The 15,497-nt window shown below is 74.1% G+C and carries 14 protein-coding genes; 3 read left to right on the plus strand and 11 right to left on the minus strand.

The features are described from left to right. Positions 1-109: 109 nt before the first annotated feature. The 4 genes from ACRB68_RS02530 to ACRB68_RS02545 all read right to left on the minus strand — a co-directional run bounded on the left by ACRB68_RS02530 (position 110) and on the right by ACRB68_RS02545 (position 4,534). Entirely contained in the window at positions 110-1,624 is a 1,515-nt protein-coding gene (locus ACRB68_RS02530; RefSeq protein WP_153530649.1) for an NADH-quinone oxidoreductase subunit NuoF family protein, read from the minus strand. Then, a complete protein-coding gene (locus ACRB68_RS02535; protein WP_153530650.1) occupies positions 1,621-2,361 on the minus strand; it encodes a hypothetical protein in 741 nt (246 codons plus the stop codon). Before ACRB68_RS02535 ends, ACRB68_RS02530 begins: the two co-directional genes overlap by 4 nt. Continuing rightward, complete coding sequence (locus tag ACRB68_RS02540) at positions 2,358-3,731, minus strand: M23 family metallopeptidase (RefSeq protein ID WP_153530651.1); 1,374 nt, start codon at positions 3,729-3,731, stop codon at positions 2,358-2,360. Before ACRB68_RS02540 ends, ACRB68_RS02535 begins: the two co-directional genes overlap by 4 nt. A 161-nt stretch (positions 3,732-3,892) precedes the next feature. Beyond that, on the minus strand, positions 3,893-4,534 hold the full coding sequence (locus ACRB68_RS02545) for a TetR/AcrR family transcriptional regulator (protein WP_153530652.1): 642 nt from the start codon (positions 4,532-4,534) through the stop codon (positions 3,893-3,895). Positions 4,535-4,606: 72 nt separating this feature from the next. Here ACRB68_RS02545 and ACRB68_RS02550 point away from each other — a divergent pair, with 72 nt between their 5' ends. Next, positions 4,607-5,836, plus strand: a complete 1,230-nt coding sequence (locus ACRB68_RS02550) for an MFS transporter (RefSeq protein ID WP_153530653.1) — start codon at positions 4,607-4,609, stop codon at positions 5,834-5,836. Here ACRB68_RS02550 and ACRB68_RS02555 read toward each other — a convergent pair. Both ACRB68_RS02555 and ACRB68_RS02560 read right to left on the minus strand, forming a co-directional pair. Then, positions 5,833-7,392 (minus strand): penicillin-binding transpeptidase domain-containing protein, encoded by a 1,560-nt coding sequence (locus ACRB68_RS02555; RefSeq protein WP_153530654.1) that lies wholly within the window; start codon positions 7,390-7,392, stop codon positions 5,833-5,835. The genes ACRB68_RS02550 and ACRB68_RS02555 overlap by 4 nt on opposite strands. A 90-nt stretch (positions 7,393-7,482) precedes the next feature. Beyond that, positions 7,483-8,277 carry a hypothetical protein gene (locus tag ACRB68_RS02560; protein ID WP_153530655.1) on the minus strand — a complete coding sequence of 265 codons (795 nt, stop codon included), beginning with the start codon at positions 8,275-8,277 and terminating at the stop codon, positions 7,483-7,485. Between the two features lie 128 nt (positions 8,278-8,405). Here ACRB68_RS02560 and ACRB68_RS02565 point away from each other — a divergent pair, with 128 nt between their 5' ends. Next, the gene (locus tag ACRB68_RS02565) at positions 8,406-9,254 is read left to right on the plus strand and encodes an alpha/beta hydrolase (RefSeq protein ID WP_153530656.1); all 849 of its coding nucleotides are present in this window, start codon (positions 8,406-8,408) and stop codon (positions 9,252-9,254) included. A gap of 28 nt (positions 9,255-9,282) precedes the next feature. Here the strand turns inward: ACRB68_RS02565 and ACRB68_RS02570 are convergent, their stop codons facing one another. The 5 genes from ACRB68_RS02570 to ctaE form a co-directional block, all read right to left on the minus strand. Next, on the minus strand, positions 9,283-10,401 hold the full coding sequence (locus ACRB68_RS02570) for a glycosyltransferase family 4 protein (protein WP_153530657.1): 1,119 nt from the start codon (positions 10,399-10,401) through the stop codon (positions 9,283-9,285). Between the two features lie 109 nt (positions 10,402-10,510). Continuing rightward, on the minus strand, positions 10,511-12,142 hold the full coding sequence (gene qcrB / locus ACRB68_RS02575; protein WP_153530658.1) for a cytochrome bc1 complex cytochrome b subunit: 1,632 nt from the start codon (positions 12,140-12,142) through the stop codon (positions 10,511-10,513). Further along, on the minus strand, positions 12,139-13,257 hold the full coding sequence (qcrA, locus tag ACRB68_RS02580) for a cytochrome bc1 complex Rieske iron-sulfur subunit (protein ID WP_153530659.1): 1,119 nt from the start codon (positions 13,255-13,257) through the stop codon (positions 12,139-12,141). The genes qcrB and qcrA overlap by 4 nt, the downstream gene beginning before the upstream one ends. Then, complete coding sequence (qcrC, locus tag ACRB68_RS02585; protein ID WP_328593658.1) at positions 13,254-14,165, minus strand: cytochrome bc1 complex diheme cytochrome c subunit; 912 nt, start codon at positions 14,163-14,165, stop codon at positions 13,254-13,256. Before qcrC ends, qcrA begins: the two co-directional genes overlap by 4 nt. A gap of 40 nt (positions 14,166-14,205) precedes the next feature. After that, complete coding sequence (ctaE, locus tag ACRB68_RS02590; protein WP_153530661.1) at positions 14,206-14,868, minus strand: aa3-type cytochrome oxidase subunit III; 663 nt, start codon at positions 14,866-14,868, stop codon at positions 14,206-14,208. 190 nt (positions 14,869-15,058) lie between these two features. On the opposite strand from ctaE, the gene ACRB68_RS02595 reads away from it, so the two are divergent. Then, positions 15,059-15,484, plus strand: coding sequence for a response regulator transcription factor (locus ACRB68_RS02595; RefSeq protein ID WP_153530662.1), 426 nt, complete (start codon positions 15,059-15,061; stop codon positions 15,482-15,484). The last annotated feature ends 13 nt before the right edge of the window (positions 15,485-15,497 follow it).

Genomic DNA, 15,497 nt, shown 5'->3' on the forward strand with positions numbered 1-15,497 from the left:
GGACCTCTCCCTCCATTCCGCGTGCTTTCCGATCCGACCCTCGACGGGTCGCTCTGGAATACGCGGACGGGTCGCCCCGGGTTCACCTCTTTTCTTTTTCTACGGCCTCTCAGGAACGGCGCGCGGGTGTCCCGGAAAGGTCGCCGGTCATCCGCAGCGCGAGCGCCGGGCACATCGCGACCGCACGCTGGACGTCCTTTTCCAGCCAGGACGGGACGTCGGTGCCGAGCACCACCGGGAAGCCGTACCGGTCGAGCTGGATCAGCTCGGGCACCAGGTAGGCGCACAGGCCGTGCCCGTCGCAGCGGCTCCAGTCGATGGCGACGCGGCCCTCGCTGCCATCGGGGACCGGCAGCGGCAGCACGCCGAACACCGGCAGCCCGCAGGAGCCGCCGCCCCGGTGGACCTCGATGTCGGCGGCGAACGCCTCGACCGCCGACAGCACGAACCGGGCGGTGCCGTCGGGGTGGCTGCACGCGCCCCGGCCGCGGCCGATGCCGGCCGCGCGGCGGACGTCGTCCGCGCTGCCCGAGCCGTCGGTCAGCGCGTTCATGGCGCGGACCACGTCGGGCAGGCCGAGCCGGCACGGCCCGCACTGCCCGGCCGACTGCGCGGCGAGGTAGGAGGCGATCCGGGTGACCTCGCCGAGCGGGCAGGTGCCCTCGGCGAGCGGCAAGATGATCCCGGCGCCGACGGTGCCGCCGACGGCCTTCATCCCCGCCCGCGACAGCACCGCGCGCCCCACCCCGGCGGGGCCGAGCCACTGCCCGTGGTAGCCGCCGACGAGCACGCCCGGCCCGGGCGGCACGCCGCAGTGCTCCAGCACGGCGGCGAGCGGCGTGCCATAGGGCGCCTCGACGACCTGGGTGCCGCCGATCGTGAGCAGCGTGGTGCCGGGCTCCTCGCCGGTGCCGGCCGAGGCGTACAGGTCGGGGCCGAGCGAGGTCAGCACCGCCAGCTGGGCGAACGTCTCGGTGTTGGACAACAGCGTCGGGCAGCCGTCCACGCCGGACGCGGCGGCGCGGACCTTGCGGCCGGGCGGGATCGGCGTCTCACCGTTGATCGCGCGGATCACCGCGCCGCTCTCGCCGGAGATGAACCGCTCGGTGAGCCGGACGACGCGCGCCGCCAGCCGCCGCTCGCCGATCGCGGCGCGCACCGACCGGGCCGCCTCGTCGCTCTCCACCGCGACCACGATCCGCTGGGTGCCGAGCGCGGACGCGGCGATCTGCGCGCCGTCCAGCACCAGGTGCGGAGCGCGGCCGAGCAGCACCTTGTCCTTCTGGCTGCCGGGCTCGCCCTCGGCGCCGTTGACGACGACGACGGCGTCCGCGGCGGGGCGGCGGGTCTCGCCTCGCTCCCCCGGCAGCAGCCCGGCCTGGTCCGCCGAGGGGTGCACGACGCGGGCGGCGACGGCCCGCAGCTTGCGGGCGAAGGGGAACCCGGCGCCGCCGCGGCCGCGCATGTCGACCTGCTCGCACATCTTCACCAGGTCGTCCAGCGGCGGCAGGCTGAGCCGGCCGTGCACCGCCTGGTGCCGGTCCAGGTCGAGCCGCTCGAACCGTTCGAAGCCGAGGGTGAGCCGGGGGCCGCCGATGTTGGCGACGGTGATCGCGCGGGTCATCGCACCGTCTCGCCCTCGCCGGCCGGCGTGCGCACCGCGCCCCGCGCGGGGGCGCGGGTGCGCACGGCGGCGGGCGGGCCGATCCCCGCGCCGGCCCGCCGCACCTCGCGCGGCCGCACCACCACGATCATGCGGGTGAGCAGGGCGAGCGCGACGCCCGCCAGGCACAGCACGTAGGAGAGGGTGACCCAGGGCGCGGCGGCGCGGCCGGCGGTGAGGCCGTGCCCGATCGCCAGCGGCCAGGAGACGTAGGCGAGCGCGTGCATCGACCGCCACGCCCAGGGGCGGCCTCGGACGGCGAACCGGGCGCGCAGCAGGCCCGTCGCCACGACCGCCAGCATCAGGTCGAAGGCGAGCGCGCCGAGGCCGACCGGGCCGGTCCCGGGCAGCACGGCCTGCGCCGGGGCGGCCAGGCCGCCGAGCACCTTGACCAGCAGGTGCGCGACGACGAACGTCACCGCCAGCACCGACGCGGCGCGGTGCGCGCCCTGCGCGAGGACCCGGTGCCGGATGCCGAGGACGAGCCGCTCGGTGGCCAGCAGCCCGCCCACCACCGCGGCGGTCAGCGCCAGCAGGGTGAACACGCCCGCGTAGAAGGACAGGAAGCGCTGCGCGCCGGCCGCCAGGACGGCGCCGGGCGGGGTCGCCGCGCCGGCCAGCACCGCGAGGGCGCCGATGACCACGGCGCGCAGCGCCCAGGCCGGCACGAGCGGATCGTCACTGCTGTGGGTCTTCACTTCTCGGACTCCTTCGTCTTGGTCGCCTTGGGCGCCGGGCGTTCGCCGGGCGCGGGGCGGGGCGGCGTGCCCGCGGGCACCGGCCCGAGGTTGGCCAGCAGCCCGCCGGGAAGCGCCTGCAGGTCGCCGCGCTCGGCATAGCCGAGCAGCGGGCGGGCGCGCTCGTGGAAGGTCCAGCCGCCGATCAGCGCGCCGTCCACCGGGACGGCGTCGGCGCCGCGCCGCAGCGCGAAGCCGACCTCGGGGCGGCGGGCCGGGGCGCCGCCGCAGGGGCGGGCGGTGCCGGTGCGGCCGAGGACGTCGCCGCGCCGCACCACGCTGCCGCCGCGCAGCGGGCTGACGTCGCGCAGCCCGTCGTAGGTGGTGGCGACGCCGCTGCCGTGCACGACCATGACGAGGCCGCCGCCGCAGAAGCGGTAGAGGCGGCCGTCGCCGGCGGCGCGGACGCGGCCGTCGCCGCCGCTGAAGGCGAGCACGCCGAGCGGCCGGCCGGAGGAAGGGGTGTCCAGCGACCAGGCCGCGCCGGTGGCCCAGGGCAGCATCAGGCCGTCGCCGGGGGCGCGGCCGTCCAGCGCGGCGGCCGCCTGCGCCGCGGTGACGGCGCTGAAGCGGCGGAGCGCGGCGGCCTCGCCGGGCGACATGACCGACACCGGCATCCGCGCGGTGAGCGCGCCGAACGCCGGGGTGCCCGACAGGGCGATCCGCCAGCGGCCGGGCGTCCAGCGGGCGGCGAAGAAGGCCGTCTGCGGCGCGGCGGTACGGGTCGCCGGGACCGGGACCGCGGTGGTGCCGAACGCCCAGGCGCGGTCGCCGCTGGTGCGGTCGATCTCCACCAGCGGCGGCCGGTCGGAGGCGGCGCCGTAGTCCTGGCGGGCGGCGGGGCCGCGCTCGTCGACGGTGAGGGTGCGCACCTCGCCGGTGAGGGCCCGCAGATCGGGGGCGGCGGGCGCGGGCGTGCGGGCCGGCGCGGGGACGGCCCGGTGCGGGCGCCCGCGCTCGGGGGCGGCGGTCTTGCGGCGGGGCTGCGCGGCCAGGCCGCGCCGGGCGCCCGCCGGGCCGGTGGCGCCGATCGTGCCGCCGTCCAGCAGGTCGCGCTCGACCACGGCCAGCAGGGCCAGGCCGATCACGACGGACAGCACGAACGCGCCGGTGCTCAGCCGGTCGACAGCGCCGGACGAGCGGCGCGGCCGTGCCCGGGAACGCCGTGCCCGCGGCCGGGCCGCGTCCGGCGCGGGTGGGCGCCGGGTCCGGGACGGGCCGTCGCCGAGCCGCCGGGGCCGCCGCCGCTCCGGCTGCCGCCGGGCGGCCTTGCGCGGCCGGGTGGACGGTTTCGCCCAAAAGGCATCATGCGTGGTGTCGCTTCGCGCCATGCCCTCTCCTGTGGAGAGGCCGGAGGGCGAGCGAACGCCGGGAGGTTCCCTGAGACGGTGCGGACACGGCCGCCGGAGCCCGCTCAGCTCCTGCCGCGCCCGTCAATCCCGGAGCATACGCCCCAAGGGCCGCTTTGGTGCCGGATGGCGCCGGAAATCCGTCAGGGCCGGGCGGCCGCGGCGGAGTTCTCCAGGGCACTACGCGCGAACGCCATGACATGTTCACGCATCGCGGCGGCGGATCCGGGGTCGTCCACCGAGACCCCGAGCAGCGTCGCGAGCTGCGGCATCGCCATCGGCATCATCGCCAGGGCCTTCAGCGTGAGCAGCAGCCGCCCGTCCTCGTCGGAGGGCTCGTGGCCGAGGGAGGCGGCCAGCGCGTCGCGCTTGCCCTGGCAGAGGTCCATCCGCCACTGCTGCTCGGGCAGCTGCATGTCGCGGCCCTGCAGGGCCTCCCACGACAGCAGGCGGAGCAGCGAGGGGTGCTCGCGGTAGTAGTCGAACAGCCGGCCCACGTACTCGGCCGGATCGTCCGCGGGCGAGGCGGTGACCTCGGCGAACTCGTCGAGCGCGAGCTTCATCACCGCGTCGAAGAGCTTCTCCTTGTTGCCGAAGTAGCCGTAGATGCGCTCCTTGTTCACGCCGGCGCGGCGGGCGATCCGGTCGACCCGGGCGCCGGCGACGCCGTGCTCGGCGAACTCGTCCCGGGCGGCGTGCAGCAGGGCCTCTTTAGTGGAGGCGACTCGGGTGGAGGTGACGCGGGTGGAGGCGGCTCGGGTGGACGCGGCGTCGTTTCTGGACATGGCGGCAGCATACCGGAACTGCGACCAACTAGTTGGTTGACATCCAACCGGTTGGTTGGCATGCTTCCGGCCATGGCACCACGCACCGCTCCCCCCGTCCCGTCCGTCACCACCACCACACCCACCACCGCGCCTGCCACCACAGCGCCCGCCACCGCAGCGCTTGCCACCACGGGCTTCGCCCCCTTCGGCCGCACCGCCGCGGTGCTCGCGGTCACCGCCCTGCTCGCCACCTCCCAGCTCTACGGGATGATCCCGCTGCTCGGCTCCGTCGCCACCGACTGGCACACCCCGCCCGCCGGGCTGACCTGGCTGGTCAGCGCGTTCGGGTTCGGCTACGCGGCCGGCTTCCTGCTCTTCGGCCCGCTGTCGGACCGGCTCGGCCGCCGCCGCGTGATCGTCGCCGGCGTCGCCGCGACCGCCGTCAGCACCGCCCTGGTCGCCCTCGCCGGCTCCCCCGGCCCCGGCCTGGCGCTGCGCGCGCTGCAGGGGCTGACGATCGGCGCGTTCCCGCCGGTCGCGATGGCCTACATCGGCGAGCGCGTCGAGCCGCACCGCCGCCTGGTCACCGTCACCACGATGACCACCGGGTTCCTGGCCTCCGCCGTCCTCGGCCAGCTCGCCGCGCAGGGCCTGGTCGCCACGCTCGGCTGGCGGTCGTTCTTCCTGGCCGGCGCGGGGGCGTTCGCGCTCGCCGCCGTCGCGCTGCGCTGGGCCCTGCTGCCCGACGGGCCCTCCACCGGCGCGTCCCCGCTCGCGGCCTACCGCGCCATGGCCACGCTGGTGCGCGCCCCGGGCCTGCGGCTGCTGTACCTGGCCACGCCGGTCGTCCTCGGCTCGTTCGTGGCGGTCTACACCGGGCTGCAGCTCACCGGCACCACCGGGCTGCTCGAGCTGCGCGCGAGCGCGCTGCCGGTGATCCTGGCGATCCCCTTCCTGACCCCGCGCCTGGCCCGCGTCCCCGGGCCGCGCCGGATCGCGCTCGCGCTGTTCACCGCGGCGGCCGGGACGGCCCTGGTCGGCCTGCTGCACCCGGGCACGCTGCTCCTGGCGCTGCTGCTCATGGTCGTCACGGCCGGCATCGCCACGGCCGCCCCCGGCCTGATCGACACGATCGGCTCGCGGGCGGGCGCGGTCCGCGCCCCGGCGGTGTCGCTGTTCACCGCGCTGCTGTTCGTCGGCGCGAGCCTCGGCCCGCAGGTCGCGGCGGCCCTCACCGGGCACGGCCTGGCCGCGCTCGCCCTGGTGCTGGCCGCGCTGCTGGGCGGCGGCGCCCTGCTGGCGCTGGCGTCCCGGCGCTAGAGACCGCGCAGGAAGCGGGCGGCGATCGGGGCCGCGACCTTCGGCCCCGACCCGCCCGCCTCCGCGAAGACCGCGAAGGCCAGGTCCCCCTTGAAGCCGATGAACCAGGCGTGCGCATCGCCGTTGTCGCTGAACTCGGCGGTGCCGGTCTTGCCGGCGGTCCCGGCGGGCAGGCCCGCCCCGGCGGCGGTGCCCTCGGTGACGACGGCCCGCATCATCGCCCGCAGCGCCGCCGCGCCCGGCACGTCGCGCTCGGGTCCCGGCTCGGCGCCGACCTTGCGCAGGTCCTTGGCGGCCAGCAGGCGCGGCGCACGCCAGGTGCCGTCGGCGACGGCGGCCGCGACGCTCGCCATCATCAGCGGGCTGGCCACCACGCGGCCCTGCCCGAAGGACGCCTCGGCCAGCTCGGCGCCGCTGCGGGGGTCGGGGAAGTCCCCGGTCGCCGCGCCCGTCCCCGGCTTCAGCCGCACCCCGAACCCGAAGGCGCTCGCGGCGCGCCCCAGCTTGCCGCCGCCGAGCCGGTCGACGGCCAGCCGCGCGAAGGTGGTGTTGCAGGACTGGGCGAACGCGCCGCGCAGCGTGGTGGCGCCGAGCGCCGAGCCCTCGTGGTTGCGGATCGTGCGCTGGGCGGCGACGACGCCCGCCGGGCAGTCCGCGCCGCTCCCGGCGCCCATCCCGTCCGCGATCAGCGCCCCGGCGGTGACGACCTTGAAGGTCGAGCCCGGCGGGTAGCCGCCGACGAACGCGCCCTGCCCGCCGAGCTGGTCGGCGACCGCGAGCACCGCCCCGGTGGACGGCCGCAGCGCCACGATCGCGGTCCGCTGCGGGCGTCCCTGCACGGCCCGCTCCGCGGCGGCCTGCACGTCCCGGTCGATCGTGGTGCGCAGCCTGGCGCTCTGCTTGACGGCCAGCAGCTTCACCCGCTGCGGCTTGCCGCCCGCCTCGGTGGCCTCCACGGCCCATCCGCTGTGGCCGTCCGCCTCGTCGTCGTCACCCTCCTCGACGAGCCGGTCCCCGAGCTCGGTCAGGTAGGGGTCCAGCAGCCCGCCCTCGGGCAGCGCCCTGCCGTCGGCGGCGACGAAGGCGACCGCGGGCACCTCGACCCGGGTGAGCCGCCAGGTCGCCGGGCGCTTCAGGCCCGGGTAGAGGGTGTCGGGCGACCAGAGCACCTTCCACCGCCCGTCCACCCGGCCGAGCCGCAGCGTGGCGCGAAAGCTCCACGTCCCGTGCCCGGCCAGGTCGCGGGACACCTGGAAGGACGCCTGCGCCTGGTCGGCGCCGGATTGGACGACCGGGTCGGGCCGCAGCTCGACCGAGACCACCGACAGGCCCTGCGACAGCGCCCGGTGCTGATCGGCGAAGTCGGCGGGCGGGGCGTCCGCCAGCCGCGCCATTTTGGTGAAGGAGCCCTGGCGCCAGGCGGCGAAGTACTCCTGCGCGACCTGCTGCGGCCCGCGCGCCGCGCGCCGGCCCGAGATCGCGAAGCTAGCGACCACCCCGCCCGTCAGGGCGGCGACCAGCACCACCAGCAGCACGACGATCCCCCGTGCGCGCATCCGAACCCCTCTGACAGCCAGTTATGGACCCTGTCATCACAGCGTTCACTGGCAACGATCCGGCGTCGGAACCGCTACATTCAGGGATCTTCAGCTCGTCCAGGGCAGCCGCAGGCACTCCAGGCCGGGATCGGCCAGCATCGCCTCGATGAGCGCCACCGGCCCGACCACCTTGGTGCCCCACAGGTCCCAGTCGCAGTAGACGACCCAGGACCGGTCGGCCGCCCACAGGTTCGACGGGCAGCTGGACATCTCCGGATGGTCGTACAGCTCGGGCGCGTCCATCAGCCGCCCGCTGAGCACGGTGTTGTCGTCCCAGTCCGCGGTGACCAGGGGACAGTAGTAGGCCAGGCACACGGTGTCGGCGCCGTCGGGGCTGTGCCGGGCCAGCAGCGCCATCAGCCGGTGCCAGCTCTCGCGGTCCAGGCAGCCCTCGGCGGGCGGCTCGATCGCGGCCGACCAGCTGCCGGTCGGGTGGGCCTGGCGCAGGCAGCGGTTGCCCGGCGCCTCCCCCTCGGGCACCACCGGCTCGCCGAACCCGCGGGCGAGCTCGGCCCAGCGCAGCCGCCGCCACCCCTCCCCCGGATGGCCGCTGCGGCCGAGCTCGGTGCCGGTGACGACCGAGCCCTCCAGCAGCTCGCCCACCTCCGGCTCGCCGCCCGGCCCGGTCTCGGCCAGGCCCGCCGCCCGGAACGTCCGGTACACATCGTCATGAGTGGTGGTGACCAGCCCGTCCTGCCACACGTACATGGCGTGCAGCAGCCACGCCGCGTCCGGCCGGCGCGGCGGTTCGAAGCCCGAGTAGCAGTGCTCGGGGTCCAGTTCGTTCAGCCAGTTCACGGCCTCCCCGGAGACCCGGGTCCACGCGCCCTCGACGTCCGCCATGAGGGCATCCTGCCACCCCGGGGAGCAGGTGCGATACGCACCACGACAGGAGCGTTCACTCCCTTTCCCGCCGCGTTTCCCGGTGATTCCGCCGAACCGCCGCCGCTTCCCCTCTAAGATCACCTTCCATGCGCGTTCCGGGCCGTTTCGTGGCCGTATCCGCCCTTACCGCGGCTGTCGCGGCCGTCCCCGCCCTGCACGCGGTCCCCGCCGCCGCGGCCGGGTCCGCCGACCCCGTCTACCTCGTCCACGGGGTGCAGTGGGACGGCGGCGCCGACTGCGCCTCGGCCTGGCGGCAGGCCACGCCCGAGCTGCGCGGGCAGGGCCTGCGCGGGCCCGTGGTCATGTGGGGCTACTACAAGGGCGACCGGAACTGCACCCGCAAGTACGACGGCGGGCGCGACACCTCGGTCAAGGAGCTCGGCCGCCGGCTCGCCTGGGACATCTACCTGCGCCACAGCCGGCAGGGCAGGTACGTGAACGTCCTCGCGCACTCCATGGGCGGGCTGGTCACGGCCGCCGCGCTGGCGGGGGTGCGCAAGTACGGCGGCAGGTCCGCCGCCTGGCCGCCCTATCTGCGCGTCCGCAACGCCGTCACGCTCAGCACCCCGTTCCGGGGCACCACCTGCTCGGCGCGCTACCGGCAGTGCACCGACCTGCGCGCCGGCAGCGCCCTGCTGCGCTGGCTCGCCGCCTCCCCGAACCCGCAGGGCCGGGGCGGGACGGACTGGACGCTGATCGGGGCCCACGACGACACCCGCGTCAAGACGAGCTCGGCCCTCGGCATGAAGGCCCGGCACAAGGACGTCTACGCGGCGGGCCAGCACATCACGCACGTGAACCTGCACCACCTGGCGGGTCCGGGGAACTGGAAGCTCGCCTGGTCGGCCGACTACGGCAAGCACGTGCACCGCACCGCCAAGGGCAAGAGCCCGCTCCGGCTGGCCGCCATGGCGCTCGCCACGACGAGCTGGTGACCACGAGCTGGTGACCACGGGCCGGTGATCAGCCCTCCAGCAGGGCGCCGAGACGGGCGGCCTGGATCTCCCAGCGCCACTCGCGCTCGACCCAGGCGCGGCCCTGCTCGCCCATCTTGCGCGCCTTGCCGGGATCGGTCAGCAGGCCGACCAGCGCGGCGGTGAGGGCGGGCACCGAGCGCCCCGGGACGACGACGCCGGTCTCGCCCTCCAGCACCGCGTCGGGCGCGCCGCCCGAGTCGCCCGCGACGACGGGCAGGCCGGTCGCCGACGCCTCCAGGTAGACGATGCCGAGCCCCTCGACGTCCAGGCCGCGGCGGCGGGTGCGGCTCGGCATCGCGAACACGTCGCCCGCGTCGTAATGGGCGGGCAGCTCCTCCCAGGGGACGCTGCCGGTGAAGACCACCGAGTCCAGCCCGGCCGCCAGCCGTTCCAGCTCCGGCCGGTACGGGCCGCCGCCGACGAGCAGCAGCGCCGCGTCCGGCACGGCCCGCAGCACCCGGGGCCAAGCGTGCAGAAGGGCGTCCTGCCCCTTGCGCGGCACCAGCCGGGACACGCACACCACCACCGGCCGGTCCCCCAGCCCGTGCCGCTCGCGCACGAGCGCGCCGCCGGCGCCCCGGTGGAAGAGCGTCTCATCCACGCCGGGCGCGAGCCGTGCCATCCGCGACGCCGCGAGGGGCGACAGCGCGCGCGCCATCCTGGAGCGGGTGTACTCCCCCAGGTAGGTCAGCACGTCGACGCCGTCGCCGATCCGCCGCAGCAGCCCGCGCGCGCCCGGCAGCGACGCCCAGCCCGCCTCGTGCCCGTGGGTGATGCCGACCAGCCGCTCCGCGCCATGCCGGCGCAGCGCGGGCGCCAGCAGCCCGAGCGGCGCAGACGCGCCGAACAGCACCGAGCCGCAGTCTTCGGACCGCATGATCTGCGCGGCGCGGCGCAGCACCCGGGGTTCGGGCAGCATCAGCGAGGACGGGTGCCGCACCACCGGGAAGGGCTGCTCGGCGTCGAAGGCGGCGGCGCCCTTCCAGGCGGGGGCGTAGACCACCACCGACCCGGCCGGGCGGCGCACCGCCAGGTTGTGCACGAACGCCTGGATGCCGCCCGGCCGGGGCGGGAAGTCGTTGGTCACCACGAGCGTCCTGGTCATCGGCCCCCACAATACGGGCGTCTTCCGCCGGGGCCGCGGCGGGGCGGGAACGCGACGGGGCCCGTCACCGGTGTTCCGGTGACGGGCCCCGCGCGTGGCGAACAGCGGATCAGTGGCTGATCTGCTTGGTCTCCTTGCCGCCCTCGACCTCGTCGTGGCCGTGGTCGTGGCCGTTGTCCTCGATCGGCACGTCGTCGAAGTTCCAGGCCTGGTTGAGCCGCGAGCGCAGGTGCCCGACCGGGCCCTTGCTGCCCGGCGCCGGAACGCCGTTGGCGTCCACCGCGGGCCGCTCGGCGCGGGCGTTCTCCTTGCTCAGGATCACGTGGCGCTCCTCCGGGCGGGCGGGCTCGTGCCGCTCGGAGTACCTGCCGTCCGGCGACATCATGATGATGCCGCTCTCCACGCCGTGGTCGATGGTGGCGGCGTCACTGCGCTGCAGGCCGAGGCACATGCGCTTGGTGATGATGTACGCCAGCACCGGCCCGACGAAGATCGCGACCCGGAAGAACCAGGTCGTGGCGAACAGCGACACGTGGAACCGCTCGGCGACCACGTCGTTGGCGCCGGCCACCCACAGCAGGCCGTAGAACGTCACCGCGGCCATGCCGATGCCGGTGCGGACCGGGGCGTTGCGCGGCCGGTCGTTGACGTTGTGCAGCCGCTTGTCGCCGGTGACCCACTGCTCCAGGAACGGCCACGCGGCCGCGCCGCCGAACACGATGCCGAGCGGTACCAGCGCCGGGATCAGCACGTTCAGGCTGAGCGTGTGCCCGACCGCGGTGATCTCCCAGTTCGGCATGAGGCGCAGGGAGCCCTCCAGGACGCCCATGTACCAGTCCGGCTGGGACGCCGAGGAGATCGCGCCCGGGTCGTAGGGGCCGAACAGCCAGATCGGGTTGATCTGCGCGAACGCCCCGAGCAGCGCCAGCACGCCGAAGGTGAACAGGAAGTAGGCGCCCGTCTTGGCCATGAAGACCGGGTAGAAGGGGTAGCCGTAGACCTGGTCCTCGGTCTGCTTCTGCGTCGGCATCGCGGTGTGCTTCTGGTGCCACATGATCATCATGTGCGCGGTGACCAGCCCCAGGATGATGCCCGGGATCAGCAGCACGTGCAGGGTGAACAGGCGCGGCACGATGTCCTGGCCGGGGAACTCCCCGCCGAACAGGAACATGTACACGTAGGTGCCGACCAGCGGGATCGCCTCGGCCACGCCCTGGGTGATGCGCAGGCCGGTGCCCGACAGCAGGTCGTCGGGCAGCGAGTACCCGAACAGGCCCTCCAGCATGCCGAGCGTGAACATGCCGATGCCGATGAGCCAGTTCAGCTCGCGCGGCTTGCGGTAGGCGCCGGTGAAGAACACCCGCAGCATGTGCGCGATGATCGACGCCATGAACAAGATGGCCGCCCAGTGGTGGATCTGCCGCATGAGCAGGCCGCCGCGGACGTCGAAGCTGATGTGCAGCGTGGAGGCGTAGGCCTCCGACATCTTCACACCGTTCAGCTTGGTGTAGCTGCCCTCGTAGACGACCTCCAGCATGCTCGGCTTGAACCAGAGCGTGAGGAAGGTGCCCGTGAGCAGCAGGATGACAAAGGAGTAGAGGGCGATCTCGCCCAGCATGAACGACCAGTGGTCCGGGAAGACCTTCTTCACGTTGCGCTTGAAGAAGGTCGTCGAACCGAGCCGCTCGTCGAGGAAACCGAGTGTCCCCTCGACCGCCTTCGGAGCCGTGGTCTCGCTCATCCGCGCTCCCAGAAGCTCGGGCCGATCGGCTCGTGGTAGTCACTCGTCGCGACGAGGTAACCGTCCTCCACGGCCAACGGCAACTGCGGCAGCGGACGCGCCGCCGGGCCGAACACGACCTTGGCCGCGTCGGTGGCGTCGAACGTCGACTGGTGGCACGGGCACAGGATGTGGTGCGTGGTCTGCTCGTACAGGGCCGCCGGGCAGCCCACGTGCGTGCAGATCTTGGAGTACGCCACGATCCCGTTGACGTGCCAGTTCTCGCGCCCCTTGGCCGGCTTGAACTGGTCGGCGGGGACGTTGATGAGGATGGTGACCGCCTTGGCGGTCTGGGTGAGCACCTCGGTCTCGGGCAGGTCGTGCTCGATGCCCTCGGGCAGCACGGTGATCATCGCGCCCGGGGTCGAGAAGTCGCTGACCTTCAGCGGCCGGTTGGTGCCGTCCACCACCAGGCGGACGCCCTTCTTCCCCTGCTTGTGCGCCTTCTCGACCGCGTCGGCCCAGAAGGTGGACCGCAGCCGCTTCTCCGGCAGCGGGCCGAGGTCGCGCAGCAGCACCAGCGGCGCGAGGCCGAGCGGCGCCGCGGCGAGCAGCAGCGTGCGGCGCAGCAGCGGGCGCTTGGTGATGCCGCTGTCCGCCGCGCCCTCCATGAAGTCCTGGGCGAAGCCCGCCCGGACCTCCTCGGTGGCCACGAACTCGTGCCGCTCCTGGACGATCGGGCGGCTGGTCATCAGCCGGCGCACCCAGATGGTGACGCCGACCGCCATCGCCAGGAACGACAGCGCCATCATGCCGCCGAGCCAGAAGTTGGACTCGCGGGCCCGCAGCACGCCGTGCATGCCGCCGTTGCGGCCGCTCCAGCCGATGAAGTAGGCGATGAACACCACGCTGGCCACGAAGGACAGCAGGAAGAAGGCCGCGACGGCCCGCTCGGCGTTCTTGGCCGACTTCTCGTCCAGCTCCTCGCCCGCGCCCGCCGGGGCCGGGTACTCGTCCTCGGCGCCGCCGCCCAGCAGCGGCTGGCCGCCCGCCGGCGTGCCGATCACGCGCTCGGGCTTGCCGCCCTCGCCGTGCGGCCGCGCCGGGCCGGCCGTCTCGTTGGTCTCGTCGCTCATGACTTCTTCAGCTTCTTCGGCTTCTTCGCAGTGATCCACATGGCCGCCAGGACCATCAGGCCGATCCCGACCAGCCAGCCGACCAGGCCCTCCGACACCGGGCCGATGCGCCCGAGGCCGTTGCCACCGGGGTTCGGCTCCTCACGCGTCTGGACCAGGTAGGCGATGATGGCCTGCTTGTCCTTCGGGGTGAGGGTGGTGTCGTTGAACACCGGCATCGCCTGCGGGCCGGTCAGCATGGCCTCGTAGATCTGGGTGGGCGTGACGTCGCTCTCCGACAGCGGCGGCGCGTACTTGCCGCCGGTCAGGGCGCCGCCCTGGCCGGTGAAGTTGTGGCACTGCGCGCAGTTGGTCCGGAACAGCTTGCCGCCGAGCGCGACGTCGCCGCCCTTCGGGTCGACCGCCGAGGCGGGCGGCACGGCCGGGCCGCCGCCGAGCGAGGTGATGTACTCGCGCAGGTCGGCCAGGTTCTTCTCGGCCTCGGCCTTCTGCTTCTCGGCCGCCTCGCGCTTCTCCGGCTCGGCGTAGTCGGTCTTGATCGAGGTGTCGAAGGCGGGGATCGGCTTCTTGCGCGGCATCTGCGCGCCAGGGTTCATCGCGGGCATGCGGCCCGTGGCGACCTGGAAGTCGACGGATGCGGCGCCGACGCCGATCAGGCTCGGCGCGATCGGCTTGCCCTTGGCGTCCTTGGTGCCCTCGGCGTTCAGACCGTGGCAGCTGGCGCAGTTGTTGTTGAACAACTGCCGGCCGTTCTGCAGGTCTTGGGCGGCCTGGGCCGCGTTCGCCGCTTCAGCACGGTCGGTCTGCGGCGAGAAGCCGGCGTAGATGGCGCCGATCGCCGCGAGGGCCGCCAGCACGACGGCGTAGCCCGCCCAGGGGCGCCGTCGCCATGCGGTGAACCTTTTCACGGAAATCCCCGTTCGGGTCATGTCGTCGGTGGTGTAACGGTCAGTGGAGGTCGAGCAGGTAGATCGTCGCGAACAGGCCGATCCAGACCACGTCGACGAAGTGCCAGTAGTAGGACACGACGATCGCGCTGGTCGCCTGCTCATGGGTCCACCGCTTGGCTGCGTAGGTGCGTCCCAGCACGAACAGGAAGGCGATGAGGCCGCCGGTGACGTGCAGGCCGTGGAAGCCGGTGGTCAGGTAGAAGACCGAGCCGTAGGCCGAGGACGACAGCGTGAGGCCGTCCTTGGTGACCAGGCTGTAGTACTCGAAGGCCTGACCGGCGACGAAGTAGGCGCCCATGAGGAAGGAGAGCACGTACCACTCGCGCAGGCCCCAGCGGCGGAAGTTGAGCAGGCCGCCGTCCCGGCCGACCTTGCCCGCCTCGGCCTTGAACACGCCCATCTGGCACGTCACGGAGGACAGCACCAGGACCAGGGTGTTGAAGCCGGACAGGGGCAGGTCCAGCTCGGCGCCCGGCCAAGCGTGTTCCCCGTGCTGGCCGATCGTCACTGAGCGGATCGTGAAGAACATCGCGAACAGGGCCGCGAAGAACATCAGCTCGGACGACAGCCAAACGATCGTCCCCACGCTGACCAGATTGGGACGGTTCGCCCGAGCGTGAGGTGTTGTCTCTATCGCGGATGCTGTTGCCACGGGCAGCATTATTGCCCCACCCGATCCACCACTGACGCATGACCCCCCTTCTGGAGTTCCCGAGCGTGTCACGCCGGTGGCCGTTGATCACTCTGAATCCCTTGCGTACCAGGGGTTTCGGCGTTTTCACAAAGTTGCGCGCGGCGGGCGGGCACCGCGGCCTCGTGCGCGGGGGGCCGCTCCGCTAACCTTGCCTGCCATGAGCACCGCGCCCTCGGAGCGTCCGATGAAGGTTCTGGTCTACAGCGACGACGCGAACACCCGTGCCCAGATCCGGCTCGCGATCGGGCGCCGTCCCGCCGCGGACCTGCCGCCGGTCGAGTACGTCGAGGTCGCCACCCAGCCCGCCGTGGTGGCGCGGCTGGACGAGGGCGACATCGACGTGGCGGTGGTCGACGGCGAGGCGCAGCCGGCCGGCGGCCTCGGCGTCTGCCGGCAGGCCAAGGACGAGGTGTACGACTGCCCGCCGATGCTGGCGATCATCGCCCGCCGCGACGACGGCTGGCTGGCGACCTGGTCGCGCGCCGACGCGGTGGTCAGCCTGCCGCTGGACCCGATGGCCGTCGCCAAGGCCGCCGCCGACCTGCTGCGCCGGCGCGCCGGCGACCGGCTGCCGGTTCTGTAGCACCCGCCGCCGG

The organism is Actinomadura macrotermitis (assembly GCF_009604375.1).
Classification (GTDB): domain Bacteria; phylum Actinomycetota; class Actinomycetes; order Streptosporangiales; family Streptosporangiaceae; genus Spirillospora; species Spirillospora macrotermitis.